Here is a 26171-nt window from a genome sequence, read left to right as displayed (position 1 = left end):
ACGTCTCCCGCGCGGAACGTCGGCTATCCGGGCAGACGGATGCGGTCGCTGCCCGCGCTGCCGAAGGCCGCGCCGAGGATGCAGAAGCAGTGCAGGACGATGCCTGGAATGATGAAGAACCAGTAGCCGGCCCCCACCATCAGGAACCACAGGACGGCGCGCAGGAACTGGCCCTTGTAGAGCTGCCCCAGCCCCGGAATGACGAGGGACAGCACCCCAGCGATGAGGAAGTTGAAGCGGCGCTCGCGGATGAGGTCGGCCATGGCAGTCTCCAGTCCTGACCCCCATATAAAGGAGGGGCCGGGGCAGTGAAAGCCCTGGAGTGAACGGCTGGACGCTCGGGCCACGAGCGGCACGGTCTCCCCGCGCCTGGCTGCTATCACAGGGCCCCAAGGAGGCACTCCCATGGCCATCTCCACCATCGACCCGGCGACCGGCAAGACGCTGCGCACCTTCACGCCCCTCTCCGCCGAGGAGCTGGAGGGCAAGCTGCGGACGGCCGCCAACACGTTCCGCGCCTACCGTGAGACGACCTTCGCCGACCGCGTCACCTGGCTGCGGCGCGCGGCCGACCTGCTGGAGGCCGAGGCCGACCGCTACGGCCGCATCATGACGCAGGAGATGGGCAAGCCCTTCGAGGCCGCCAAGGCCGAGGCGAAGAAGTGCGCCACGGCCTGCCGCTACTACGTGGACCAGGGCGAAGCGCTGCTGCGCGACAGGCTCGTCGACATGGGCACCGGCCGCGCCTTCGTGCGCTACCAGCCCCTGGGGCCCGTGCTGGCCATCATGCCGTGGAACTTCCCCTTCTGGCAGGTGGTCCGCTTCGCCGCGCCCGCGCTGATGGCGGGGAACGTGGGCCTGCTCAAGCACGCCCACAACGTGCCCCAGTGCGCGCTGGCCCTGGAGGAACTGTTCCTTCAGGCGGGGTTTCCGCGCGGCGCCTTCCAGGCGCTGCTCATCGAGACCGCCGACGTCAATCGCGTCATCGAGGACCGCCGCGTGCGCGCGGTGACGCTCACCGGCAGCGAGGGCGCGGGCCGGGCCGTGGGCGCCGCCGCGGGCAAGGCCATCAAGAAGGTGGTGCTGGAGCTGGGCGGCAGCGACCCATTCATCGTCATGCCCAGCGCGGACCTGGAGCAGGCGGTGGAGACGGCCGTGTCGGCGCGGCTCATCAACAACGGTCAGTCCTGCATCGCCGCCAAGCGCTTCATCGTCGCCGACGCCATCTACCCCGAGTTCGAGCGCCGCTTCGTGGAGCGGATGAAGCGCGTCACCGTGGGCGACCCCATGGACGCGAAGACGGACCTGGGCCCCCTGGCGACGCGCGGCATCCGCGACGGGCTGCACGCCCAGGTGGAGGCGAGCGTGAAGGCTGGCGCGAAGCTGCTCCTGGGCGGCGAGCCCCTGGAGGGTCCGGGGAACTTCTACCCGGCCACCATCCTGGCCGAGCCGCCGCCTCAGGCCCCCGCCTTCCACGACGAGCTCTTCGGCCCGGTGGCCACGCTGCTGCGCGCGCGCGACGTGGACCACGCCCTGGAGCTGGCGAACGCGACGCCGTTCGGCCTGGGCGCGAGCGTGTGGACGCGAGACGAGGCCGAGCAGCGGCGCTTCATTGACGGCATCGAAGCGGGCATGGTGTTCGTCAACGCGCTGGTGGCGTCGGACGCCAGGCTCCCGTTTGGCGGCGTGAAGCACTCCGGCCACGGGCGCGAGCTGGCGGACGTGGGCATCCACGAGTTCGTCAACATCAAGGCCGTCCGCATCGCCGCGGCGGAGGACACGGCGCGGCAGCCTCCGCCCCGCGGCGCCATCAGCGAGTAGCGACGGGGGACTCACAGGTCCGGGGTGAGGGGTGTGCTCAGGCGCTCTCGCGCCTTGTGTGCGCGCCCTCGGAAGCGCGGGCAGACGCAGCAGTGCGCCATGAGAGCCACTCCCCCTGGGAAGTCCGAACTTCAAGACGGACACTCTTGACGAGTCCTAGGCGGGAAGCTCCACGCGAGGGCACGCTAATCTCCGCCACGGAGGAAGCGACGCTGCGGCCGGGCGCCTTCGCCTCCGTGGGCCTGAGGGTGGACACTGCGCGCGGATGCCCTGCTGTGGATGGTGGCGGTGCTGGCCACGGGATGCGCTTCTGTGCCGGAAGCGCCCGGGCCTGGTGGAGCGCTGCGCTACACGTCGCGCGAGGCAACGTCCCCCGCACCACCCGGACGCTCCGCCGTCCGCTATTTCAGGGTCCGAGGTGCACCAACGGCGATTGCGTCGCCAGGGGCCACGTCACGACGTAACGGAAGCCGGGCCTGGCGCCGTGTCTGGAGCTGCCGGGGGAGGCGCGCGGAGCGGCGCAGCGGAGCGGCAGGCAGTCCTCGACGCCATCGACGAGGTGAAGCGCGCCTTGGCGGGCAGCGAGGCCGCGCGCGCTCGACTCGCGTCGCGTCCGCCCTCCTTCGGTGGCCGGGGACTCCATGGGGCGTTCACGCGCTACCTCGACCACGGCGACAGGCAACGGGTGTGGCTCCGAGGCGCGCTGGGGCGTGCCACCGCGCTGGTGGGCGTGGCGTCACAGGTGGGGGACTCCGACATGGAGCGGGGCCTCCTCCGCATGTCGGGGCCTCGCCTCCAGGCCGCGATGTTCGGAACGCTGTTGCTGTCCGCGTGGGTAGACTTCCTTCAACTCGCTGACGCCGTGCTTCGACAGTGCCCCGCCTATAGCGTTGAGAAGCTGTTCGCGGACCTGAATCGAGTTCAAGGCTTGATGGCTCCGACGCTGGCCGACCTCGCCTCGGGGGACTCGGAGCGCGTCGAAGAGGCGGCGACCGCGATGCCCGAGTTGATGGGGAAGCTGACCCACGAGTTCGACGCGATTCATCGAGGCGCCCGCGCGGCCATGGAGAACGGCGCCAAGCTCATGGTGGCGGCGCAGGTGGTGGAGATGTTCACCATGGTTTCCACGATGAAGCTGTCACTCCCCCGGTTGCCTCCGGCTGGACCCGCGACGCTCGGCGTGGGGCTGGTGATGAGTCCGGGTGGCGTCATGGTGGGCTCGCGAATCGTCGTCTCCGCGGAGTGGGTGGAGATGCTGCGAAGGCTGGTGCAGGCGGGAGTCCTCTCCGTTCCGGCTGTGAGCGCGGCCATCCGCATTCACGGCGGACAGGTGATGATGGCCCAGGCGCACCAGGACTTGCCCAAGGGCGTGCGCGACGCGCTGGGGGACAGCCCCGAAGTGCGCGGCATGCGGGTGACGGGCAGAGCGGGCGCGGGCCTGTCCGACGCACCGAAGCACCACGTGTTACCCAAGGAGCACCGCGAGTGGTTCGAGCAGCGCGGCTTCAAGGGCGACATGGACATCGACCAGTTCTGCGTGCGGCTGGAGCAGGCCCACCACGAGGCGATTCACGGTGGGGGGAACTGGAAGCTGGGGCGGACGTGGCCTGGAGAGTGGAACCGGATGATCATGAAGGTGCTACGCGACGCAGAGGCCGAAACTGGCCGGAGGCTGAAACGGAACGAGGTCTTGAAGCTCGTCGCGAGCTATTTGAAGGAGTACGACATCCCGATGAAGTTCACCATGGGGAGGAGCCGATGACCGTCGGACGTTCATGGCTGGGGAACTGGAAGGCCCGACTGTATGAGCGAGTCCGCAAGCACGGTTACGACTCGCTCACCGCCTTTGCCGAGGCACGCCCTACCGCCTCGCTGGTTGAACTAGCCGAGGAACTTGGCAAGGACGATGTTGCCGGCGTCCAGGTGTTTGGTGGGTTGGTGGCCGAGGCGGAGCGGAGCAAGCAACTGACTCGTCTGGTGCGCGGGCAACTCGTGCGCGAACTGCACGCATATCTCCCCAATGGATGGCCGCCCGTAGAGGACGACACAAACCGCTTCGATATCGCACAAGCGCTCGCCCGCTGGAGCAGCTACACCCCAGAGACGCATGAGGAGCGCGTGAAGCAGGTGAGAGCTGCGCTCCGCGCGAGACCTCCACCGCCCGGCTGGCGCCCGCTCGGGCCCGATGACGAGCTGCTCCGGACGCTCCTTCCCGATGAGGAAGCCTGACCTCAAGCGTGTCCGCCGACGTGATATTCCGCAGTTGCATGGAAATCTTCCAACTCGCGGATACGGTCGAATTGAACAACGCATGGCTCGTCGGCCTGAGCGTGACGTTGCTGCTGCTCGCGCTCTGGGCCGTTCTCGTGGTCTCCAGTGCGCTGCTGTACCAGGGCATCCGGCTGGTGGGGGTGAAGGCGCTGGAGCAGGCGGCCGACACCCTTCGCAAGCGCGCCCGGCTGAGCGCCGCCCTCCTGTCCTTCGTGGTGGTCATCGCTGGCATCGCCGTGCTGGGCGTTTCCCTGTGGGCGAAGAAGGACCTGGCCCCCCACTTCAATGCCTTGCTCGCGGGCGTGACGGTGGAAGGGCTGGCGGCCCTGGGGCGCGGAGCGGGGCTGTTGGTGCTGTTGCTGGTGGCCGTCCTGGTGCTGGAGCGAGCGGCGCGCCGGCTCCTGGTGCGGCTCGAACGCAGGTTGAACGCCTGGCAACTGCCTCCAGAGCACAAAGCACATGCGCAGAAGGCGATGGAGCAGGGGCCTGGCTTCATCAAGCTGCTGCTGGCCTACTTCGCGGTGGGCATGGCGGTCGCCTCGCTGCAACCCCCAGCCGCGTTCGCCTGGCTCATTGACACCGTCCTCTTCGTGCTGCTGGCCATCAGCGGCGGGCGCCTGACGGTGTCCCTGCTGCACCTGATGTCTGGGCGGCTGGTCGGGACCTGGTCGGCGAAGAGCACGGCCACGAAGTACGAGGAGTACTTCATGGCCCTCATCCGGCTGCTGCCGGTGGGGCAGAAGAGCCTGGAGGCCATCGTCTACATCTCCGTGGCGACCCTCATCATCCGCCGGTTCCAGGGCCTGGAGCTCTTCGCCCCATACGGGCCGGTGCTCATCCGCGTCATCGCCCTGTTCTTCGCCGCCAGCGTCGTCGTGGAGTTCGTCCGGCTGCTCATCGCCCGGGCCTTCAAGGTGGACGGCCTCGACCTGGATGATTCGGCCCGGCGCCGCAACACCTTCGTCGCGCTCATCCAGGGCGCCTCCAAGTACCTGGTCTACTTCCTGGTGGGGATGATGGTGCTCAGCGACCTTGGCGTGGACCCCACCCCCATCCTCGCGGGCGCGGGCATCGTCGGCCTCACCGTGGGCCTGGGCTCGCAGGCCATCGTCACGGACATGGTCAACGGCATCTTCCTGCTCTTCGAGGACCAGATATTGAACGGCGACTACATCCGCATCAACGATACGGAGGGCGTGGTGGAGGAGATAACGCCTCGCATCACCCGCATCCGCGACCGCTTCGGGCGCCTCCACATCCTCCGCAACGGCGAAGTCAAGAATGTCATCAACTACAGCCGCGGCTGGACGCTGGCCGTCGTGGACATGGCCGTGGCCTATGAATGCGACCTGAAGAAGGTGATGAATGTGATTGGCCAGGTCTGCGAGCAGGTGCCCATGCTGTCGCAGGGCAAGGTGACCGAGATGCCCAAGCTGCTGGGTATCGAGAGCATGGACGAGAGCTGGATGACCCTGCGCATTGAAGCCAAGGTGCGGCCGGGGACGCACTTCGACGTGAAGCGGCTGCTCAACCGGCTGCTGTTCGAGGCCTTCACCGCCAACGGCCTGGAAATCCCCTACCCCAAGTCGGTGGAATACGAAGGGGCCTCATTGCTGCCCGCCACCTCCGCGCCGCCGCAGGAGGAGCCGCAGGCGCTCGCCGCTTCGGACCGGCACCGGTAGCCGAGCCTGCGTCCCCATGGGCCCGGATGCCCCTGACGCCATCCGCCCCCTGACACGGAAGTCGCGGCTTCCTCCCAATGCGGCACGTCGCTCCCTCGGAGAGACCCCGGCACGAGGGTTGCTCTATTGCATCCGCAACCACTCCTCAGGGGGCTCCGTGCATTCCTCGCAGTCCGTCATCGCACCTGACTCAAGGCTCCGGCGCTGGTCCATCCGCGCGGCGTTGCTCCTCGCCTGCGTGGCGACCATGGCGACCTCCCAGGACAACACCGTGCGGGCCATCCAAGCCGGGGCCCCGTTCGCCCTCACCACCGAGCAATTGAAGACGACACGCCACGTCACGGTGCGCATCGCGCCCCAGCGCGACGAGTTCTCGACCAGCGTGTCCGTAACGACAGTCATGACGGCCCAATGGGTTCCCGACACCCCTGTCCCGGGGCAGCGGCCCACGCTCCAGGTGCAATGGCCTGTCGTGGAGCCCCACGGCAACACCCATCGCGAGCGCATCCTCCTGGCGGAGAACGACAGCGCCCCCGTTGAGGCAGCCGCATACTCCTATCACCACCTCGACTGCGACGCCCAGCAGGAGTGTGTCTGGGAGGGGGAGGTGGAGTTCAGCATCGACAGCGAAAACCCGGGCACCGTCGACATGCAAGCCTGGAGCGTGGAAATCTCAATCGACCCATACAGCGGCAAGACGCTCTCCGAGCGTGACCTCTCCGTCGTCATCTCGGAGCACTGACGCATGCCCCCCACCAGGCGCCCCTCGCCGGGCAGCGCGATGTTGCATCCCCTCACCCTGGCGGCGGTGGCCCTGCTCGTCCTCAACGACCATGTGCTCAAGGCGCAGTGGCCGTCCTGGTGGACAGGAAAGCTGTCGGACGTGGCGGGGCTCGCCATGTTCCCGCTGCTGCTCCAAGGGCTGTGGGAGCACCTCGGCGCGCGGGGCCGGGAGGACTTCGAGCCCTCCCGCGCGGTGCTCCACGGCTGCGTGCTGCTGACGGGGTTGTGCTTCTCCGCCATCCAGGTCTCCGAACTCGCGGGGGATGGCTGGCGCTGGGGACTGGGCCTGCTTCAATGGCTCCCGCGAGCAATGTGGGCCCTCCTCACGGACGCCCCACGGCTTCCGCGCGTGCTCCCCGTCGCGCACGTCGCGGATGCCGGGGACCTCCTCGCGCTGCCCGCGCTGTGGGTGGCCTTGAAGGTGGGCGGGCAGCGGTGCGCACCTCGCGCCGCGCCCAACGCGGGCGCCCCGAGCAGCGCGCCCGCGTGACACACACTCCCGGCAGCTACCGCGTCCGCGTCCGGCCACCGCCGGGCGCGCCGTGGACCTCCTCCAGCGCCTGCGTCACCGCCTCCACCTCCGCCCCGAGCTGCTCCACGCTCTGCCGCAGCCCCAGCCCGGCGAGGTCCTCGCCCGCGGTGTCCGCCGAGCGCACCCGCAGCACCTGCGCGTAGAGGCCCTCCAGGGTGTAGTAGAGGCGCATGTGCTCGGCCTCGAGCCGCGTCGCCGCGGTGGCCAGCTCCGCGCGCTGACGCCGCTGCGCCTCCAGCGCGGCCAGCGCCCCGGCCAGCCGCTCCCGCACCACCGCGTCCTCTTCCGAGGCCACCCGCGCGGCCAGCGCGTCCCGCTCGGCATCCAGCCGCTGGGCCTCATCCGGTGGCGCCAGCGCCCGCAGCTCCCGCTCGCGGCGCACCAAGGCATGACAGCCCTGCCGCAGGGCCTCCACCGTGCGCTCCGGCGCATGCACCAGCTCGCGCAGCACCGCGGGCCCCTCGCGCAGGGCCTCCATCAGCCGGTCGCAGAGTGCATCCACCTTCGCCACCCGGGCGTCCACCTCCAAGCCACCCCCGGGCGCCCGCTCCGGCGCTCCGGCGTCGCGCGCGCGGGCCTCGTCACGCCGGGGACGCTCCAGGTGCTTCAACGACGCCAGGAAGAAGCCCAGGGCCACGAAAATCAGCCACCACAGTCGGCGGGGCTGCGCCAGGGCAATCAACACACACGTCATCGACGCCGTGACATAGGCGGCGCCCCGCGCGGGGTTGCGCGAGCGGCTGGACAGCGCCTCCCGCTCGGCGCGGCGGGCGGCGCGCTTCGCCTCCCGCCGCCACTGCTTCTCCCACTTCCGGCGAACCTTCCGGGGCGGCATTTGCCCGGTGCGGCGCACCCAGGCCTCCACCGCCGCGTCCTCACGCGCGCGGCCCTCCGAGAGCGCGTCCTCCAACCTGAGCAGGCGTTCATGTTGGAGACCGGAGGGTGGGGAAACCGGAGGCTGGGAACGTCCGCGAGGCACGGGGTGACGATAACGACGACACGCCCCCTCAGGGAGGGGAAGCGCGCCATTCGTCGCCTGCTGCATATGCAGCGTGCAACAAACGGAAATGCTCAACCGTTTGCATTCGTCCTGGGAAACTCCGTAGAGAATGTGCCCTGGCGGGGGGGCGAAAAAGGGGGCAGGTGCCGTGGAGTTACCGGAGGAGAAGGCGGAGAGCGCCGGGTGGGAACCCGAGAGCATCCGCGCCCTGCGAGGTGAGCAGAGCCGCGCGGCGTTCGCCCGCCTGCTGGGCGTCACCCCTCTCACCGTCTACCGTTGGGAGCTGCCGAGCGAAGCCCCCCAGGCCCGACGTCCGCGAGGCCGCGTGGCCGTGGCGCTCCGCCAGCTCGCCGCGCGAGGCGGAGCCCCCACGCCCGCCGTCTCCGCGTCCCAGCGGCAGGAGCTGCACCCCGAGGAGCTGGCCCGCATCCTCTCCAGCGTCACCCACCTGACGCGGGCCGAGTGGCGGGCCGCGGAGGAAGAGCTGCTGTCGCTGCTGGCCTCGGGCCTGCTGCGCACCGCGGGCGCGCGGGCCATGGCCGCGGTGGGCCTGGCCTACCTCCAGCGCTGGGGCCGCGAGGACAGCCGGGGCGCCTTCACCACGCTGCTGCCCCACCTGGCCTTCGCCGACGCCGGCATCCTCCCGGAGGAGGTGGAGCTGCGCGTGCTCGCCATGGCGGCCACCCTCTACGCGTCCCCGGACGGGAAGCTGTTCGACGCGAACAAGTCCGCCGCGTACGTGGCGCGCGCGGAGGCGCTGCTGGCCAACCACGACGACCCGGAGGTCCGCTGCCAGCTGCGCATGGCCGAGGTCGCCTGCGGCTTCTACCTGGGCGAGGCGGAGCGCATCACCCACGGCTCGGGGCGGCTGGCGGATGCGCTCGTGGGGGTGAAGGACCCGGCCCTGCGGCTGCTCGCCGAGGACGCCTGCGCCCACGAGGCGGCCCTGCGCGGCGAGGCCACCCTGGCCACGCGCCGCTTCCGCGAGGTGGCGCAAGGCGCGGCGCGGATGGGCTACGCCTTCCTGGAGGCGCGCAACCTGGCCTTCCTGGCCCAGCGCCGGCTGGACGAGGCCTGCGAGCCGTCCGAGGCGCTCCAACTGGTGCGCCGCGCGCGGGAGGCCGCGTATGGCGGGCGCATGGTCCGCGGCTTCTCCTTCATCTTCGCCGCGCGCGCGGAGGCCGAGGCCCTGCTGCGGCTGGCGCGCTTCGCGGAAGCCGAGGCCGTGCTGGATGAAGGGGACGCGGTGGTGGAGGAGCTGCGCTGGACGCCGCTGTACCTGACGGTGACGCGCGCGCGGCTGTACCTGCTCAGCGGCCGGTACCCGGGCCTGCGCAAGCTGTCGCGGCACCTGACGGCCTACGACGGCACCATCCAGCGGGCCCTCACCGGGGCCTATGCCCAGTTCGCGGAGTCGCTGGCCGACCTCGCCGAGGGCGACGCGGCTCGCGCGGCGGAGGGCTTCGCCGCGGCCGGGCAGCGCGCCATGGAGCTGGGCGGCTGGCCCTACCTGCGCCGCGAGTGCCTGCTGTACGAGACATATGCGCGTGTCTACGCCTGCCAGCGCGACGAGGGCCGGGTGCTGCTGCGGCGGGCGCGCGCCTTCCTGGAGCGCATGCCGTCCGCGTGGCACTCCGCCCTGCTCCACCGCTTCGAGGCCTTGCTGCACGTCCTGGACGGGCGCACCGCGGAGGCCCGGTCGCTGCTGGAGGCCGCGCTGGGCACCTTCAGCCTCACTGGCGACTTGTGCATGACCGTCTACACGCGCCACCTGCTGGCGCTGCTGGCGCGGATGGAGGGCGACCCCGCCGCCGGCGAGCTGCTGGCCGCCAGCGAGGCGGAGCTGCACCGCGTGGGCATGGTGGTGCACCACCAGCACTTCGTGCACGACGCCGTCCGCGCGCCCCACGCCACCGCCCGCGAAGCCGAGGGCGCCCCCCGCCTGGGCGCGGAGGCCCTGGTGGTGCCCTTCGAGCGGCTGTCGGTGCGCGGCATGGGCGCGCCCCTCATCCAGCGTGAGCTGCTGGCCGTGGTGGAGGGGCTCTTCCCCCACGGCGCGCCCCGGCTGGAGGAGCTGGACTCGCAGGGTCGGGCCACGCCGCTTTGCGGCGACGCCTCCGTGCCCGCCACCGAGGCCGTGGAGTTCGGGGACGGCTGTGGCCGGCGGCTCCGCCTGGGCGTCGCGGGTCACCTGCCCTCGGACGGCCGCGCGCTGCTGACGGCGCTGTCCCGGATGGGTGGCTTCGCGCTGGAGGTCGCCGCCCTGCGGGGCTTCGCCCAGGTGGACGTGCCCGCCCTGGCCAGTGACGACGCGGACGTGCGGGACGCGGACGTGCCCGGCTTCATCGCCGCGTCGTCCGCCATGCGGCGGCTGCGCTCGGAGCTGGCGAGCCTGTCCTCCAGCCGCGCCACCGTCATCGTCACGGGCGAGTCCGGCTCCGGCAAGGAGGTGGTGGCGAGGGCGCTGCACGCCTTGTCCGCGCGCTCGCAGCGGCCCTACGTGGCCTTCAACTGCGCCGCGGTGCCCCGGGACCTCTTCGAAGGGCAGCTCTTCGGCTACCGGCGCGGCGCGTACACCGGCGCGGCCACGGACCACCCGGGCGTCATCCGCGCCGCGCACGGCGGCACCCTGTTCCTGGACGAGATTGGCGAGCTCCCCCTGGAGGTGCAGCCCAAGCTGCTGCGCTTCCTGGAGAACGGCGAAGTCTTCCCGCTGGGGGAGATGCGGCCGGTGGAGGTGGACGTGCGGGTGGTGGCGGCCACGCACCGGGATTTGGGCCAGCTGGTGCGGGAGGGCCGCTTCCGCGAGGACCTCTACTACCGCCTCCAGGTGGTGCCGGTGCGCGTGCCCCCGCTGCGCGAGCGGCGCGAGGACGTGGTGGCGCTGGCCCGGCACTTCGTCCGGCAGCTCACGCCCCAGGGGCTGGAGCCGCCGCGGCTGGGGCCGGACGCCATCGCCGCGCTGATGTCACACCCGTGGCCCGGCAACGTGCGCGAGCTGCGGAACGTGATTGAGCGGTCCATGGCCTACGGGCCGTTCCCCGCGGTGCTGGGCGCGGAGCAGATGCGCATCGCGGGCTGAAGTCAGAGGAGTTTCCCCAGCCCGCGATGCGCTCCGCCCTGTTTCCCCACACCCCTGTGGGAAGCGGCTCCAGAGGTGCGTGCCCCTGGAAGAACACACCCACGGGTCGGAGAGGGGGGAAACTCCGGCCCGGGGTGCCGAGGCCACCGAAGCGGCCTCATGCGAAAGGTGCGTGTCTCCGGCGCCCACCGCGGCACCGGATGCACTGTCGGAGGTGTTAAGCACCCGGCGTGCCAATGCCCGGGAGGGTGATTGACTCAAATGGAAATCATCCGCGCGGCCGGACAGGGGGCGGGCATATCCAATGGATGCACCACGGCATCCATCTGAATCATTCCGGATACACTGGATGTCCAGCCGACCCGACAGCCGAGCAGCCTCGCTGATGGCCAGGGTGAGCGCTCCAGGGGCGTGTGGGACAGCGGCGGAGGTGGAAGTGGGTTAATGGGGAGCGCGATGACCCACGCTGCCTCGTCCCGCCGGTTCCAGGCCTTCAGCCTGGGGGTGCTTGCCTTCACGCTGGTCGTGATTCTGTGGGGTGCCTTCGTGCGCGCCACGGGCTCGGGTGCCGGATGTGGAGACCACTGGCCGGTGTGCAACGGCGAGGTCATCCCCCGAGCCCCCAGCGTCCAGACGCTCATTGAATACACGCACCGGCTGACGAGCGGCCTGGCGATGATTCTGGCGGTGGCGCTCTTCGTCTGGGCCCGGAGGGGGCACGCCCAGGGCCACCCGGTGCGGAGCGCGGCGGCCTGGGCCCTGTTCTTCATGATGACGGAGGCGCTCGTCGGCGCGGGAATCGTGCTGCTGAAGTACGTGGCGGACAACGCCTCCGTGGGCCGGGCCCTGTGGATGGGCGTGCACCTGGTGAACACCTTCCTGCTGGTGGGCGCGCAGACGCTGGTCATCTGGTTCTCCCGGGGGCGGGCCCCGTTGAGACTGAGGGGTCAGGGGCTGCCGGGCGCGCTGATGGGCCTGAGCCTCCTGGGGCTGCTGGTGCTGGGCGTGAGCGGCGCCATCGCGGCGCTGGGGGACACGCTATTCCCGTCCACCTCGCTGGCGGAGGGTTTGCGTCAGGATGTTTCAGAGACGGCGCACATCCTCATCAAGCTGCGGGTGCTGCACCCGCTGCTGGCGGTGAGCGTAGGCGCATTCCTGGTGCTGGCGTCGCGGTGGGTGGCGCGGGCGCGGCCGTCGGAGGACGTGCGCCGCGCGGCGTCCGCCATCACCGTGCTCTACGCGGTGCAGCTGGGCGCGGGCGTCACCAACCTGCTGCTGCTGGCGCCGGTGTGGATGCAGCTCGTGCACCTGCTGCTGGCGGACTTCGTGTGGATGGCGGTGGTGGTGCTGTGCGCGGGGGGACTGGCCGCGGATGCGCCGCGGGTGGTGGCGGAGACGTCGCCCGCTTCGAGCGCCGAGCCGGCTTGAGCAAACCACTCCCGTTCAAGAGGTCGGAGCAAGCACTGGTGGACAAGCGCGCGCAGGCTGCTCCAGCAGCGCCATTGGCAGCGGCACCCGCCGTGACACAGACCACCGCGACGCTTACGCCCTGGCGTCCTGCGCCGACGGCACCGCATCGGAAGCCGCCGTGTACGTCGGGGCCCTGGATGCCGCCATGGACCAAACCAGTACCACGGCTCAAGGAGACGCCGACGACGGCCGGCGTGAACACTGCCTGAACACATATGTCCAGTGCCGGCATCAAAAGAGCCGACATGGGACGGCGACTGATATGCCTGTTTCCGGTACTGCGAAGGGCAACGGCAGTGGCCCCATGAAGACTGCAGCCGCAGAAAGCGCAAGAGGCCTCCGATGCCGGTGCATCGCACTTGGCACGCCATCCGGGAGCTCAACCGCCGCGTCAACGACATGGGCGAACCGCTTGCGCTCACGGACGAACCCCGTGCGCGCCTGATTGACGCCGCATCCAACGTGGCCATCACACCCGACGCCGTCGCCCTGGCGTTCCAAAGCAACGCGAGCGCCTCTGAGCTGCTCGGAGAAGTCACAAAGCGGATCCGTGAAGGCTTATGGCGACTGTCACGAGCGCTGACCGAAGCGACCAGACGACAGGAGGCGGGCGGCTTGGACGGAGCACGCGCGCCGCTCATCGAGTTGCTCGCCATTGAAGTCGTCTCGTTCTATCGAGAGCTCGCCCAAGCCCAGCTTGAAGCCCTCGGCGAGCCCTGACGACAAGCCCGCCCAGGCATCAACGCGAACGCGCCGCCGTGCCCAGCCGCAGCCCCCGCGGCACCACCACGCGCTCCACGACGTCGAACAGGCCACTGGCGACCAGCGCCAGCGCGGCGGCGGGGACCGCGCCCTCCAGGATGAGCCGCACGTCATCCAACCGGATGCCCGTGAGAATCGGCTGGCCGTAGCCCCCTGCGCCCACCAGCGCGCCCAGCGTGGCGGTGCCCACGTTGATGACCGCGGCCGTCTGGATGCCCGCCAGGATGGACGGCGCCGCCATGGGCAACTCAATGCGCCACAGCCGCGCCCCCGAGGGCAGACCCAGCGCCTCCGCGGACTCGCGAACCTCGAGCGGGATTCCCGCCAGGCCCGCCGCCGTGTTCCGGACAATGGGCAGCAAGCTGTAGAGGAACAACGCGGCGATCGCCGGACGCGAGCCAATCCCCAGCAGCGGAATCATCACCACCAGCAGCGCCAGCGACGGCACTGTCTGGATGACCCCCGTCAACCCCAACACGCCCCGCCCCAGCCGAGGCCGCCGCGCGGCCAGCACGCCCAACGGCACCGCGAGCGCCACCGCCGCCAGCAGCGACACCCCCACCAGGAACAGGTGCTCACGCGTCCGCTTCCACACCCGGGCGGCCAGCCCGTCCCCACGCACCTCCGAGCTGACACCCAGCGCCGTGGCGAGGAAGCCCGAGGCCACGCGCCCCTCCGACACACGCTCCAGCCGGGCCCGCGCGTTGAGCTTCACCATGGCCTCCTCGGACACGCGGCCCTCCAGACGCAGCATCGCGGCCAGGGCCTCGGGCGCCCGCGCCTCCAGGTCGTCGCGATACAGCAGCACCGCGTCGTACGCGGGGAAGTGGCGCAGGTCGTCCTCCAGCACGCGCAACCCGTAGGCTTCAATCTCCGCGTCAGTGGAGTACAGGTCCGTGAGCTGGAGCGACCCGCTCTCCAAGCCCCGGTACGCCAAATCATGGTCCAGCCCGCGCACGTCCCGCTGCGGCAACGCGTAGCTGTCTCGCAAGGCGGGCCAGCCGTCCGCGCGGTCCATGAACTCGTTGCTGAAACCCAGACGCAGCGAAGGATGGGCACGCAAGTCAGAGATGCGACGGATGCCCAGCCGCTCAGCCTCCGCTTCCTTCATGCCCAGCGCATACGTGTTGTTGAAGCCCAGCGGCTCGCTCATCCGCAACCCCGCCTCGGCCAGGGCCGCACGCAGCGCCGCGTCGTCCGGCAGGTGGCGCCCGGACAGCAACTCCTGGCGCAGCGTGCCCGTGTACTCGGGATACACGTCGAGCTCTCCCCGGCGCAGCGCCTCCCAGAGCACGGCCGTGCCGCCCAGCTCCCGCCGATGCGTGACCCGCGCACCGGTGCTCCGCGCGAGCTGCGCCGCCGCTTCTCCCAGGATGACGGACTCGGTGAACTTCTTGGAGCCCACGCGCACGCCGTCCCCAGCCGCGGACGCCCCGCCACACGCGCACACGAGCAGCGACACCAGGAGCCACACGCCCCTCACGCCTCGCCTCCCATCCCGCCGCCGGGAAGGGGCCGCTGCGCCTGGATGAACCGGGTGACGAACGCCTCCGCGGGCCGCGCCTCCAAATCCGCGAGCCGTCCCTGCTGCACCACGCGGCCCTCCCGCATGAGCAGGATGCTGTCCCCCAGGAAGCCCGCCTCCGCCAGGTCGTGCGTCACCAGCACCACCGTCTTGCGCAGCCGGGCGAAGATGCCGCGCAGGTCACCTTGCAGCTCGTGACGGACCAGGGGGTCCAGCGCGCCCAGGGGCTCGTCCAGCAGCAACACGTCCGGGTCCAACATCAACGCGCGCATCAGCGCCACCCGCTGACGCTGACCGCCGGAGAGCTGCGAGGGGTAGCGCGCCAGCGCGTCCGTGGGAAAGCGCGTCAACTCCACCAGAACGTCCAGCCGCTCGCGCGTCTTCGCCGCGGGCCAGCGCAGGTGGCTCGCCATGAGGGTGACGTTCTCCTCGCCCGTGAGGTGCGGAAAGAGGCCGCCCCCCTGGAGCGCATACCCCACCCGATGGCGCACCGCGAGCAGCGCCTCGCCCCCCGCGGGCAGCGGCTCGCCATCGAAGAGGACGCGTCCGGTGTCACACGGCAGCAGCCCGTTGAGCAGCCGCAGCAGCGTGGACTTGCCACAGCCGCTGGGCCCCAGCAGCACCGTGGTGCGCCCTGTCGGCAGGCTCAAGCTGAGCGGATGCAAGGCCTGCAAGGCCCCGTAGCATTTGGAGACGTCCTGGAGCTCGTACACGAGGTGTCGTCCTTCGCGGGCATCAAGGCAGGGTGAACGCGCCGTTGCAGACGGCGGGATACGGCGGCTCGGAGGCCAGGTGGCTGCACGCGGCGAAGAGCGCCCGGTCCTCCCACGTCACGGCCGCGGCCCACACGCGCAGCGGCCCTTCGGGAGAGGGTACCGTGAAGCGCGCGCAGCGCGTGTCCAGGTTCTCCAGCCGGCAGGGCACCTCCTCCACGGGCCCCGCGCCCGGCAGCGCATCCACCAGCTCCGCCACGCTCCGCGAGCGCCAGCGCTCCGTCACCTGGGCCTGGGCCGGCTCATGGAGGCTCCACGACAGCGCTGCCCTTTCGCAGCGGATGCGTCCCGCGCGCGCCGTGGACGCGGCGAGCTGACAACCGTCCGGCACGGCCAGGGCCCGCCACGGCAGGCGCGGCGGGACGAGCAGCGCCTCGCGTCCCAGCGTCTCACCTTCAGGGCTGCCCTTCGAGGCGAGGGACTCGAGCAGCTCCAGGCAGCGCGCCAGCAGGGGCCGCACGGGCGCGCCGACGACGCACCCGAGCTGCCGCACCCGCCCCAGCGCCCCGGTGACCGCGGAGGCATACCCGGCGGCGCGACAGGCCTCCGCCTCGCACGCCTCCCCCCGGACCGAGGGCCACGGACTTCCCGCCAGCGGCAGCGCTTCCTCCACCACCGTGGCACCGGGCCCCAGTCGTTCGGTGATTCGAGCCCGGGCCTCCCGCAGGGCCTGCTCGGGCGTCATGCCCTCCCGCTCGGTCAGCCACACCGTCACGCCGTCGCAGCGGTAGCGCCGCGAGTCGGCCCGGTCCGGCACCAGCGTGCAGCCCTCGAACAAGGCGCGGGCTTCGGGAAGAAAGGGCCCCACGGGCGTCGCGCCCTCGGGGGCCACGGGCGACACACGAGACGCGGGCGCGGCGCACGAGCACAAGGCTCCAGCCAGATACAGCCACAGCAGCCTCGCGGCGGTCCTCATGCCGCCGGAGTTAGGCGTCCCCGCTTCGTCACGTCAACCCGGCAAGTCAGTCGCCGGGACGGCGCGTTCACTCGAAGGACTCTTCCAGTCCCCGAGCCCGCTGCAGATGACGGTCCGCGAGGTTGCCTGTCCTGTCGAGCATGAGGGTGAAGGCCGCATCGCCCTTGTACGTCGCGTGGGCCTGCTTCACGAGCCGCAGGCCGCCCTCCTGGTCATCGACGACGCGCTTCAGGAAGGCCTCGTCGAAGTCCCGGCCCTGCGCCTCGCGGAGCACCTCCAGGTGCTGCTGGGCATACGCCACGGCCTGCACCAGGCGGGCGTCCGCGCGCTGCATGGACAGACTCGGCCCCGGGATGAGCCCCCCGTCCTTGCTCCCCGAGCCGCCCATCCCCGCCGTGTCCCGGGGCTGCGTGAGGTCCGCCACCACCATGTCCATGGACGGCGAGCCACCCCACGCCTTCAAGGCCTGGAGGTGCCGGCGGTGGTCCTCCACCAGCCGCAGCGCGAACTGCCGCACTTGCGGGTTGGCCGACTTCTCCAGCGCCAGGTTGCCCGCCGCGATGGCCGTCGCGTCGAAGAGGGCGAGCCGCGCCAGGAGCAGGTCCCGCTCCGACAGGGACTCGCGCGCCTGCCCGGCCTGGGCCGCCTGGGCCCGGCCAGTGAGCCCCACCAGGGGGCCCGTGCCCCACAGGGCCGCCAGGAGCGCCGCGCCGCCTGCTCTGCCAAGCCTTCCAACCATGTCCACCTCCCGACGAAGCGATGTCCGAAGGTGGGCCTCACATGGCGCTCACGGCAAACACGGCCTGCCCGGCGGGGCCTCCCCGTGGGGCCCCGTGGACACGACGCTCAGTCCTGGCGCCTGGCCGGCGCCACGACGTTGGCACCGGCGGGGCTGCTCTGCGGCACCACGCCCAGCGTGACGGCGGCGCCGTCCTGGACGTTCGCGTGGGTGGCCTCGGCGCGCAGCAGCGGCAGGCCATGCGGCTGCTTCTGGAGGAACTCGATGAGCTTCTCGCGGACGAGGCACCGCAGGTCCCACTGCTTGCCCGAATCCGCCGCGCTCACCAGCGCGCGCAGCTTCATGGTCCGCTCGGTGCAGTCCGTCACCTGGAGCCCCGACACCTTGCCGTCCCAGAGCGCGGCGCCGTCCGTCTCGCAGATGCGCCGCAGCTCGGCGCGCACGGCCGGCACGTCCGTCCGGAAGTCCGCGAAGATTTCCGCCGTGCCCAGGATGTCCGGCGACACCTTGCTCCAGTTCTGGAAGGGCTTGTCCAGGAAGTGGCTCATCGGCACCACCAGCCGGCGCAAGTCCCACACCTTCACGACGATGTACGTGAGGGTGATTTCCTCCACCCAGCCCCACTCGTTCTCCACGATGACGGTGTCGCCAATGCGCACCGGCTGGGTGATGGAGAGCTGGATGCCCGCCAGCAGCGTGGAGATGGACTTCTGCGCGGCCAGGCCCAGCACCAGGCCGGCGATGCCCGCGGAGGCCAGCAGCGACACGCCCACGTTGCGCACCGCCTCGAACTGGAGCAGCAGCAGCGAGCCCGCCACCAGCACCACGGTGGACTCGATGACCCGGCGCATGACGGCCAGCTGCGTGCGCAGGCCGCGCACGCGCGCCACGTCCGAGCCCTCCACGCCCACGCGGTGCTCCAGGAAGCCCGCCGCCAGCCGCACGAAGCGCATGAGGAACCACGCCAGCGACGCAATGACGAGCGAGCGCGCCACCAGGTCCACCAGGTGCTGCGCGGGCGGAGGGAGCAGCAGCATCCGCGTGCCGGAGGCCACCACCACCGCCGCCACCGGGTGCCGCAAGGGCCCCTTCCCCGCCGCCACCAGCTGGTCGTCCCAGCCTGACTGCGTGATGCCCGTCGCCCGCGAGCCCACCCGCAGCGCCACCGCCTCCCCCAGCCGGCCCGCCAGCCACGCGGCCACCAGCAGCAGCCCCAGGCCCAGCCACTGCCACAGCTCCAGCACCCACACCGGCCGCACGAAGAGCAGCGGCGGCAGCTTCTCCAGCACCGGCGAGCCGTACACCGTGAAGAGCGTGTCGATGGCGCGCACCGTGTCCTCGCTCACCACCCAGACGGGCCCCTCCGGGCTCTCCACGCGCTGCAGGCGGATGTCCACCGAGCCGCGCGGCAGCGGAATCTGTCCCAGCGAGTCGTAGACAGGGTCGGCCGGGTCCCCCTCCGGCTTCTGGCTGATGTTCGAGAAGTCCAGCCACAGCATCCGGTCCAGTACGAACACCAGCCGCCGCGCCAGCCGCAGCCCCTCTTCCGCCTGCTGCTCCGGCGGCAGGTGGGACAGCGACAGGTAGTGGGGCGCGCGCGCCGCGTCCCGCGCGTGCGCCGCGTCCAGGAAGCCCGCCGCCGTCGCCATGGGCGTGCGCCGGTCCACATCCGCTGGGGGCTCGCCCAGCCCTCCGTTCAGCGCGAACCCCGGCAGGGGCAGCAGCAACATCAGGAGCAGGGCAAGGCGACGGCGCATGTCGTTTCCTTCAAAGGCGGAAGGGAGATGATTTGACTCCCAACAATCACGAACGACACGGGCTGTCCAGGGTCCGCGTCACGCCGCGTCACGGCGGAGTGCCTGTCGGGCGGACGAGCGGACGCGCTCGGCCCGGCTGGGCGCCATGGCGAGGCGCCTCGTGACATGACACGGGGCGGAGCGTCCCCCTCCGAGCGCTCCGCCCCGCATCCGTCCCCCCCTGCCTGCCTCAGGGCGTGCAGGCCCCGTGCGTCACGCTGGTGCACGGGTCGCTGGCGCCACACCGCGTCCAACGCGCGCAGCGAAGCGCGTTGTAGTCCTCGAACGCCTGCACACTCGTGGTGCGCCGCCCCTGGCTCTCCGACTCCAGGCACAGCTCGTAGTCGGTGATGGGGGTGTTGGGGAGGTCATAGACAGTCTCATCCGCCGCCAGCATCCCGCTGGCGGCGGCACACTGCAGCGCGTTCGCGGGCGAGCTCGCGCGGACCTCCACCACGCGCCGGGCGCACAGGTTCGTGTCCTGGATGCCCACGCTGTACACGGTGCCGTCCGGGTCACAGGTGTGCGCCGCCACGGACTGGCAGCTCCCGCTGACACACACGGCGTTCGCGCGGCAGAACTGGCTGTTTCCCGACGAGACGCAGCACGCCTCGCCCACCTCGCCGCAGTTGCGGCAGCGCTCGCCCGCGGCCTCCATCACACACGTCAACGTGCCGCTGCAGGACGTGGTGCCCGCGCTGACGCAGCACGCGCCGCCTTCGCCGCCACACGGCTCACAGTTGCCGCTGCGGCAGACCAGCCCGGCGTTGCAGCTGGCGGAGTCCGTCCTGCAGGCACAGCCGTTGGTTCCATACTGGCTGGGGGAGCACGACGAGGAGCTGCTCTGGCAGCCGCCGCAGCCCGCCAGGATGGCCATGAACACCATCATCAGCCCTCGGATGAGGGAGAGGTTCGATTTCACGAGGAAGGTCCTTGTTTGTGGAAGCATGGAAGTCACGCTGGCCGGGACACGGCTCACGGGCTCAGCACCAGGTGGACGCGCTGGCCCTGCTCATCCTGGGCCTGCACCAGCACGCTGAAGTCATCGGCGAGCGCGAGCGCGCTCAGGACGCGGTAGCCGGCCTTCTTCAGCTCCTCCGGCAGCATCGCCTCCAGCGGCGTGGCCGCCTCCCCGTCGGGCGAGGCGAGGAAGGGCACCTGCGTCTTGCCGTCCTCGGCGGTGGCGGTGCCCAGCACCCAGCCTCCGTCGTTGATGGCCACGGCCTTCGCGGACACGACGCCCTTGGGCACGGACAGCCACCGGGCCCCCTCCTGCTGCCGCGACCAGATGAAGGGACGGAGGCGCTTGTTCGAATCGAGCCCGGTGCCCGCGAACTCGCCCACGTCGTTCAGCGCGGTGACCTCGGACTCGCTGTCCAGCAGCACCTTCACGTCCTTGCCGTAGACGCGCGCGGCGCGGGGCCCCTTCTCCGTCTCCAGCGTCACCGCCACCTCCCCCAGCGCGTTGAAGAGGACGCGGCTGGGCTGCAGCTCCGCCAGGCCGGGGTGCGGGGCGGGCCCCACCTCGTCCACGCGGTAGAGGCCCTTGCCGTCGTTCGGGTCCCGCACCAGCAGCGTGCCGTGCGCGTTGGCCGTCACGGCCTCCCAGCCCTCCAGCCACTGCTCCGCGCCCGCCTTCACGTCCTCCGAGCGGAGCAGGAACGCGTTGGGGCCCTTGGCGTTGTAGGCCGTGCCGAAGATGTCCCCTGTCGAGTTGACGCCCGCCACGCGCACCTGCTCCGCGCCGAGCACCTCGTTGAGCCAGTACGTGTCGCCCTTGCCCGTCAGCAGGACCTCCGACTTCGACTCCGCGTCCTTGTACCGGGCAATCACCGCCCCATCGTTGAGCAGGTGGACGGGGACGTAGAGCGAATCAAGGAAGCGCCAGTGCGCGAAGACAGGGAAGTACACCAAGCACGAGCGCACGCGCACCTTCACGCTCTTGCGCACGCCGCCCGACGCGCCGTAGATGACGGTGGGCCCCGTCCAATGAGGCGGCAGGCGCAGCGTGAAGCGCGCGGTGCGCTGGGCCTCGGGGACGCGCACGGGCAGCACGCCCACGCTCGCGTCCACGCTCATCAGGTCCACCAGGATGCCGCCGGTGGGCGCGGGGCTGCTGAGCCACACGTCGCCGGACAGCTCGCTGTACCCCCTGGAGGGGCAACGGCTGGAGGGCGTGACGACGACCATGGACGACAGCCGGGGCCGCGGCACGCCGCCGTAGGCGACGAACTGCTTCACCTGGACGTCCTCCGTGAAGTCGAAGTCGAAGACGATGGTCTTGTAGCCGCTCACCTTCGCCCAGGAGCCGGGCGCCAGGGTCAGCTCCACGTTGTGGGGGCAGGCGGCGCTGTCGCAGTAGGGGTCATCCGCGCCGCGCACCTGGCGGGCGTAGGCCTTCAGCGTCCCCCGCACCCGCGTCACGTAGGTGGAGTCCCCCAGGTTGTAGCGGCTCGGCAGGGTGTCATCGAAGGTCCAGGTGATGACATTCCCGGAGCGCGAGCCAGACATGTGCAGCACCAGGTCCGAGTTGAGACCGAACTGCCGCGCCGGCACGTTGAGGTTCAGCGTGTTGGCCGCCTTCGGCAGCAGCCAGTAGCCGGTGGCGTAGTCATTGCCCTTCACGCGGATGCGCGCGGCGTTGAGCCGGATGTTCGTGCCGCGCCGCACGTCGTCCACGACGTCCGCGTGGGCGGCCTGCGCCAGGAAGAAGCCAAGCAGGGCCAGGGGCAACAGCCCGTTGAGACTGCGTTTCATGAGGACCTCGACTGCGGTGGGTGGGTTGAAGCGAAGGGGCTCAGCCGCCGCGGCTGGCGGAGGCCTGGGCCATCAGCGCCATGACGCGGGCCCGGGTGGCGGGCTGCTGCCCCGGGCGGACGGAGAGGGCCTGGAGCATCCGGAGGACGGCGGCGCTGTCATCCATGCGGGGGGTGAGGACGTTGAGCAGCGCGGCCTCGGCGCCCGGCGCGAGCAGCCCGGCCACGACCCAGCCGCTCAGGCGCTCCAGCTCGGGCGCGCCCAGGGCGCGGGCGTTGAGCGCGTCCAGCAGCGCGCCCTGCACGGCGCGCTCCGGCTCGGACATGAGCGCGTCCAGCAGCATGCGTGTGGCGGCCTCCTGGGGCGCGGTGCGCAGGGCCTCCGCGGCGGCGGAGCGCACGCCGGGCGCCGTGTCACGCAGGTGGGGCGAGGCCAGGTCCATGACGCGCTGGGCGCCGCTGTTGCCCAGCGCGCGCAGGGAGTGCTCCCGCGACGCTGCGTCGTCCGCGCGGGCCAGGGCGTCCTCCAGCGGGCGCAGGAACTCGGCCGCCTCCGGGCTGCCCGCGGGCAGGCGCGAGACGACGGCGCCCAGCGCGTAGGCGGACGCGCGCTCGGTGGCGACGTCACCGGCGCTCCGGGCCTCCGCGTTCATCCGCGACAGCAGCCGGCCCGTCTCGGGCTCCGGCTCGCGGAGCAGTCCGGCGCGCTGCACCATCAGCCCGTGCGCGCCAGCGTGCTCGCGGGCCTCCGCGGAGACAATCAGCTCGCGCAGCGTGGCCTGGGCCTCCGCGTGCCCCGCGCCGGCCAGCAGGTCCAGCAGCAGCTCGCGCATCGCAGGCGACTTGCCCTGCTGGCGGAAGAGCTGTCCCAGCTCACCGGCCCGGTGGGGCTCCAGCTGGAGCGCGGCGATGGCCCGCCGCGCGAAGGAGCCCAGCTCGGGGATGGCGCCGGGGTCGGTGGCGGACGCGAGCACCTGGAGCGCCGCGTCCACCGTCATGCCGTCCGCCTGGCTGGTCGTCAGCGCCAGCGCCTCGTCGCCCTCGAAGGCCACCTGGGACGGCGCGCGGACAATGAGCTTGTCCTCCGTGGCGGGCGGCAGCGGCTTCTGCTGGCGCGAGGAGAACGTCAGGCGCACCCGGAGGCGCCGCGACATCAGCGGCCGGCCATCGGTTTGCGTGGCGTCCAGGATTTCGTCGTGGGACACGGCGGCCAGGAACCCCTCCGGGTCCCGGTCGAAGTGCGTGAGGGAGCTCAGCGTCTGCCGGAAGGCCGGCGCCGTGGCGGCGGCCCGCAGGGACTGGTAGCGCGCGCGGCGGCGCGTCAGGCGCGTGCCCTCGCCGTCGAACTGGAAGCGCGCCTCCACCTCGCCCGTCTGCGTGGACTCGACGGCGCTCCACTCGGCGTCGTCGCGGAGCTGGGTGGGGAACAGCTCCGCCGCCAGCGTCTGCGCGACCTGGCGGAACATGGGCGGCTCCGCGTCGGAGAACCGGACGGCCACGAGCGCGCCCCGGGCATCCAGCTCCAGCCACGCCGACGCCGTCTGGGGCAGGTGCGCCTGCACGGCCGCGACGTCGGGGAAGAGCGCCTGGCCGGAGAGCGTCGCGTCGTGCCGGTCCAACCGCTTCAACGCCAGCCGCACGCGCGCGCCATTCGCGCGGACCTCCAGCGCCTGGAGCGTCAGCTCACCGTCCAGACTCAGCGTGCCGTCCATCGTCTGGTGCGCCTCCCCCTGCTGCGGAACGGGGAGCGCCACGCGCTGCAGGTCGTTCCAGGCGAAGTGGTAGGTGCGCTCCTCGCCCACGGTCCACCGGAAGAGCGGCAGCCGGGAGGCGCTGACGGGCGCGTCGGCCGCCATCGCCTGAGGCGCGGCGGGGGAGAAGTAGTTCCAGACGGGCACCGCGCCCGCGAGCAGCAGGGTGGTGGTCAGCGCGGCCGTGCGGACGGCGAGCCTCGAGCGACGCATGAAGGACTCCAGACAGGTGGGGAGAGAGGCCGCCGCGGCGGCGGATGGACACGCCGCGGCGGCCAGGGGGTGACGCGGACTAGTAGACGCGGACCAGCGGCAGCGACCGGGTCTCGTTGTAGATGTTCCAGCTGTTGCCGAAGCCGTTCCAGCTCACGATGGTCGTCTCGCCCTTCAGGAAGGCCAGCTCACCGAAGAGCTTGATGCTGCCGTCCAGGAAGCGCAGCTCGATGTCCAGCTTCGACGACGCCCGGAGGAACAGCGTGTTCGGGTTCGTCGGGTGCACGGGCGAGCTCAGGTAGAGGCCGATGTCGCCGTAGAGCGGCACGTTGACGCGGGTGATGAGCAGCTCACCCCGCACGCCCACCTGGAGGCCCGGAACGCCGATGCCCACGGACGCGAAGCCCTTGACCGCGGCGAACGGGGTGATGGTGCCGTACAGGTCCACGCCCAGCAGGTCCTCGGCGCAGTTGCGGTTGACGGCGCCGCCGATGTTCAGCTTCACGCCCGCCTCCGCGGACAGGCCGCCCTGCACGGTGACGGGGACCACCACGACGACGAAGGTCGCGGAGGCCTTCGCGGCGTCGCTCTTGAAGACGGGCCTGCCCTCGTAGAACGTGACGCGCAGCGGGTAGTGCTGGTCGTGGCTGTAGAGGGAGGTGCCCATCACCCGCGCGTCCAGCTTGAGGCGGATGCCGTTGCCCTCCGTGCCGGCCTCGCCGCTCAAGTGCGCCACCTCGTGCCGCGTGGAGCCGAACACGTTCGCGTAGGCGTTGAACTCGCCGCAGAGCCGCACGTCGCTGTCGCACCAGGCGCCCAGCGTCTTGTTGCGCAGGCTCGAGCCCGGCTGGATGTACTCCCAGCCGGCCACGTAGTCGTAGCCACCGCCGAAGGTGTCGCCGCCCGCGTAGCCGCTGTCGCTGGACTCACCGCCGTGCCGCACCGCGCCCGTGGACGGGGTCAACGGCACCAGCAGGTCGCGGATGTGCGCGCCGTAGACGGCGATGTACTGCGTCAGCAGCGACGAGGAGCTCGTGTAGTCCTTCTTGTCCAGGCCCTTCAACTTGAGCTTGTCCGCGTTGCGCACGAAGCTCTCCGGACCGAAGTCGTTACCGGTCAGGAAGACGCAGGCCTGCAGGTCGGCCTCGCGGCGCGGGGCCATGGCGGCCTCCAGCATCGTCTTGTACCGGCGGGGGCTCCAGTCGCACACCGTGGCGCCCTGGGCGTCGAGGCAGCCGTCCTTCTGCGCCTTGACCAGCGACTCCTCGATGGCCTTGTCCAACCCGAACAGCCGCTCCGCGGTCTGCTTGTCCAGCTCCTCCGTCTTGTGGTCGCGCGCGCGGAGCAGCTTCGAAGCCACCGCCCACTCCGCGTAGACGGCCTCGCGCTGCCGCAGCAGCGCGGTGAAGGACTCCTGCTCCACCTGGTGGTGGTTGAGCAGGTCATCCGGGACGTTGTTGAACTTCTCGGCCTGCTCCTTGTGCCACGCGTCCGAGGGGGCGACCCAGTTGCGCGCCTCCACGTTGTTGGCCAGCTTCGCCGCCTCGGACTTGAAGACGTAGGCCTCGGTGCCCTTCGGGTAGGGGCCCGGCGTGAAGCGGAAGTACGCGTTCTTCGCCGTGCGCGCGCCGTCCCAGATGGGGGCCAGCTTCTCCTGGTCCCGGCTGTAGAGGACGCGGTTGGCGATGCCGTCCTTGCCGTAGGCCGCCTTGAAGAAGGCGCGGTCGTCGTCGCCGAAGCGCCCCGCCTCCCGCTCGAAGCGGCTGAAGTCCAGGTACTTCTCGTCGACGAACTCCTGGCAGGACGTCACCTGGGCGCCGTCCTTCTCCCAGCCTTGAATCCGCGCCAGGTAGGCCTGCTCGTCCTTCGTCAGGTTCTCCAGGTTCTTGCGGTAGAGAATCTGCCCCTTGAGCACCTGCCCCATCAGGCTCTGGTCCATGCCCTGGAAGCGCGTGCGCTTCGGGACGTGGCCCTTGTAGGCCACCGTGGCCACCTCACCGCCCATCTCCTCGGGCAGCAGCGCCTGGCGCTTGGGAGAGACCTCCCAGCCGGCCTTCCACTGCTGCTCCACTTCCCCCTGGCAGTACGCGTCGTGGACGCTGCCGCAGCTGCTGGCGCGGTAGTCGACGTCCATGCACTGCTGCAACGAGGGCTTGGGGCAGTCCTGCGCGAAGCTGGCCGGCGCGGCCAGCACCGTCGCCGACAGGCCCGCCCAGCGAAGCTGGCGGCGTAGCTGTTTCGTGTGTTTCCGCTGATTCATGTAGCGCGTCGTCCTTGTTGACGGACCGGCTCCGGGCTC

20 protein-coding genes are annotated in these 26171 nt (G+C 71.1%); 9 read left to right on the top strand and 11 right to left on the bottom strand.

The features are described 5' to 3' along the window. Positions 1-23 precede the first annotated feature (23 nt). Positions 24-263 carry a hypothetical protein gene (locus HV826_RS16775; protein ID WP_176418035.1) on the bottom strand — a complete coding sequence of 80 codons (240 nt, stop codon included), beginning with the start codon at positions 261-263 and terminating at the stop codon, positions 24-26. A 142-nt stretch (positions 264-405) separates the two neighbouring features. Between HV826_RS16775 and HV826_RS16770 the strand changes: the two genes are divergently transcribed. From HV826_RS16770 to HV826_RS16745, 6 genes are all read left to right on the top strand, one after another. After that, positions 406-1821, top strand: coding sequence for an NAD-dependent succinate-semialdehyde dehydrogenase (locus HV826_RS16770; protein ID WP_176418034.1), 1416 nt, complete (start codon positions 406-408; stop codon positions 1819-1821). 484 nt (positions 1822-2305) lie between these two features. After that, positions 2306-3583 (top strand): DUF2380 domain-containing protein, encoded by a 1278-nt coding sequence (locus HV826_RS16765; protein WP_368670940.1) that lies wholly within the window; start codon positions 2306-2308, stop codon positions 3581-3583. After that, the gene (locus HV826_RS16760; RefSeq protein ID WP_176418033.1) at positions 3580-4050 is read left to right on the top strand and encodes an NUDIX hydrolase; all 471 of its coding nucleotides are present in this window, start codon (positions 3580-3582) and stop codon (positions 4048-4050) included. Before HV826_RS16765 ends, HV826_RS16760 begins: the two co-directional genes overlap by 4 nt. Positions 4051-4088: 38 nt before the next feature. Continuing rightward, positions 4089-5774, top strand: coding sequence for a mechanosensitive ion channel family protein (locus tag HV826_RS16755; protein WP_176418032.1), 1686 nt, complete (start codon positions 4089-4091; stop codon positions 5772-5774). Positions 5775-5931: 157 nt separating this feature from the next. Continuing rightward, positions 5932-6516 carry a hypothetical protein gene (locus tag HV826_RS16750; RefSeq protein WP_176423687.1) on the top strand — a complete coding sequence of 195 codons (585 nt, stop codon included), beginning with the start codon at positions 5932-5934 and terminating at the stop codon, positions 6514-6516. A gap of 3 nt (positions 6517-6519) precedes the next feature. After that, positions 6520-7047, top strand: coding sequence for a hypothetical protein (locus HV826_RS16745; protein ID WP_176418030.1), 528 nt, complete (start codon positions 6520-6522; stop codon positions 7045-7047). 16 nt (positions 7048-7063) lie between these two features. Here HV826_RS16745 and HV826_RS16740 read toward each other — a convergent pair whose 3' ends face one another. Then, a complete protein-coding gene (locus tag HV826_RS16740; protein ID WP_176418058.1) occupies positions 7064-8140 on the bottom strand; it encodes a hypothetical protein in 1077 nt (358 codons plus the stop codon). 97 nt (positions 8141-8237) lie between these two features. Here HV826_RS16740 and HV826_RS16735 point away from each other — a divergent pair, with 97 nt between their 5' ends. The 3 genes from HV826_RS16735 to HV826_RS16725 all read left to right on the top strand — a co-directional run bounded on the left by HV826_RS16735 (position 8238) and on the right by HV826_RS16725 (position 13361). After that, entirely contained in the window at positions 8238-11171 is a 2934-nt protein-coding gene (locus HV826_RS16735) for a sigma-54 dependent transcriptional regulator (RefSeq protein WP_176418029.1), read from the top strand. Between the two features lie 456 nt (positions 11172-11627). Further along, the gene (locus HV826_RS16730; RefSeq protein ID WP_176418028.1) at positions 11628-12599 is read left to right on the top strand and encodes a COX15/CtaA family protein; all 972 of its coding nucleotides are present in this window, start codon (positions 11628-11630) and stop codon (positions 12597-12599) included. A 384-nt stretch (positions 12600-12983) separates the two neighbouring features. Beyond that, entirely contained in the window at positions 12984-13361 is a 378-nt protein-coding gene (locus HV826_RS16725; protein ID WP_176418027.1) for a DUSAM domain-containing protein, read from the top strand. Positions 13362-13380: 19 nt separating this feature from the next. Here the strand turns inward: HV826_RS16725 and HV826_RS16720 are convergent, their stop codons facing one another. The 9 genes from HV826_RS16720 to HV826_RS16680 form a co-directional block, all read right to left on the bottom strand. Then, positions 13381-14886, bottom strand: coding sequence for a glycine betaine ABC transporter substrate-binding protein (locus tag HV826_RS16720; protein ID WP_176418026.1), 1506 nt, complete (start codon positions 14884-14886; stop codon positions 13381-13383). Next, positions 14883-15641, bottom strand: a complete 759-nt coding sequence (locus tag HV826_RS16715) for an ATP-binding cassette domain-containing protein (RefSeq protein ID WP_176418025.1) — start codon at positions 15639-15641, stop codon at positions 14883-14885. Before HV826_RS16715 ends, HV826_RS16720 begins: the two co-directional genes overlap by 4 nt. Before the next feature lie 22 nt (positions 15642-15663). Further along, positions 15664-16617, bottom strand: coding sequence for a hypothetical protein (locus HV826_RS16710; protein WP_176418024.1), 954 nt, complete (start codon positions 16615-16617; stop codon positions 15664-15666). Positions 16618-16684: 67 nt separating this feature from the next. Continuing rightward, a complete protein-coding gene (locus HV826_RS16705) occupies positions 16685-17356 on the bottom strand; it encodes a DUF4142 domain-containing protein (RefSeq protein ID WP_176418023.1) in 672 nt (223 codons plus the stop codon). 107 nt (positions 17357-17463) lie between these two features. Further along, complete coding sequence (locus HV826_RS16700) at positions 17464-19113, bottom strand: mechanosensitive ion channel family protein (RefSeq protein ID WP_176418022.1); 1650 nt, start codon at positions 19111-19113, stop codon at positions 17464-17466. Positions 19114-19342: 229 nt separating this feature from the next. After that, entirely contained in the window at positions 19343-20074 is a 732-nt protein-coding gene (locus HV826_RS16695) for a hypothetical protein (protein WP_368670939.1), read from the bottom strand. A gap of 53 nt (positions 20075-20127) precedes the next feature. After that, positions 20128-21909 (bottom strand): hypothetical protein, encoded by a 1782-nt coding sequence (locus tag HV826_RS16690; RefSeq protein ID WP_176418020.1) that lies wholly within the window; start codon positions 21907-21909, stop codon positions 20128-20130. 40 nt (positions 21910-21949) lie between these two features. After that, positions 21950-23872, bottom strand: a complete 1923-nt coding sequence (locus HV826_RS16685; RefSeq protein WP_176418019.1) for a HEAT repeat domain-containing protein — start codon at positions 23870-23872, stop codon at positions 21950-21952. A gap of 79 nt (positions 23873-23951) precedes the next feature. Beyond that, complete coding sequence (locus HV826_RS16680) at positions 23952-26132, bottom strand: hypothetical protein (RefSeq protein WP_176418018.1); 2181 nt, start codon at positions 26130-26132, stop codon at positions 23952-23954. Positions 26133-26171 lie beyond the last annotated feature (39 nt).

This window comes from Myxococcus sp. AM010 (genome assembly GCF_013372585.1).
GTDB classification, from domain to species: domain Bacteria; phylum Myxococcota; class Myxococcia; order Myxococcales; family Myxococcaceae; genus Myxococcus; species Myxococcus vastator.
This window is presented reverse-complemented; position numbering and strand designations above follow the sequence as displayed.

What these genes read in the sequence shown, in the direction of transcription:
- HV826_RS16705 (WP_176418023.1), bottom strand. Translation starts at nt 17,356, where the DNA reads ATGGTTGGAAGGCTTGGCAGAGCAGGCGGCGCGGCGCTCCTGGCGGCC.
- HV826_RS16700 (WP_176418022.1), bottom strand. Translation starts at nt 19,113, where the DNA reads ATGCGCCGTCGCCTTGCCCTGCTCCTGATGTTGCTGCTGCCCCTGCCG.
- HV826_RS16685 (WP_176418019.1), bottom strand. Translation starts at nt 23,872, where the DNA reads ATGCGTCGCTCGAGGCTCGCCGTCCGCACGGCCGCGCTGACCACCACC.
- HV826_RS16760 (WP_176418033.1), top strand. Translation starts at nt 3,580, where the DNA reads ATGACCGTCGGACGTTCATGGCTGGGGAACTGGAAGGCCCGACTGTAT.
- HV826_RS16690 (WP_176418020.1), bottom strand. Translation starts at nt 21,909, where the DNA reads ATGAAACGCAGTCTCAACGGGCTGTTGCCCCTGGCCCTGCTTGGCTTC.
- HV826_RS16680 (WP_176418018.1), bottom strand. Translation starts at nt 26,132, where the DNA reads ATGAATCAGCGGAAACACACGAAACAGCTACGCCGCCAGCTTCGCTGG.
- HV826_RS16775 (WP_176418035.1), bottom strand. Translation starts at nt 263, where the DNA reads ATGGCCGACCTCATCCGCGAGCGCCGCTTCAACTTCCTCATCGCTGGG.
- HV826_RS16730 (WP_176418028.1), top strand. Translation starts at nt 11,628, where the DNA reads ATGACCCACGCTGCCTCGTCCCGCCGGTTCCAGGCCTTCAGCCTGGGG.
- HV826_RS16710 (WP_176418024.1), bottom strand. Translation starts at nt 16,617, where the DNA reads ATGAGGACCGCCGCGAGGCTGCTGTGGCTGTATCTGGCTGGAGCCTTG.
- HV826_RS16755 (WP_176418032.1), top strand. Translation starts at nt 4,089, where the DNA reads ATGGAAATCTTCCAACTCGCGGATACGGTCGAATTGAACAACGCATGG.
- HV826_RS16745 (WP_176418030.1), top strand. Translation starts at nt 6,520, where the DNA reads ATGCCCCCCACCAGGCGCCCCTCGCCGGGCAGCGCGATGTTGCATCCC.
- HV826_RS16770 (WP_176418034.1), top strand. Translation starts at nt 406, where the DNA reads ATGGCCATCTCCACCATCGACCCGGCGACCGGCAAGACGCTGCGCACC.
- HV826_RS16725 (WP_176418027.1), top strand. Translation starts at nt 12,984, where the DNA reads ATGCCGGTGCATCGCACTTGGCACGCCATCCGGGAGCTCAACCGCCGC.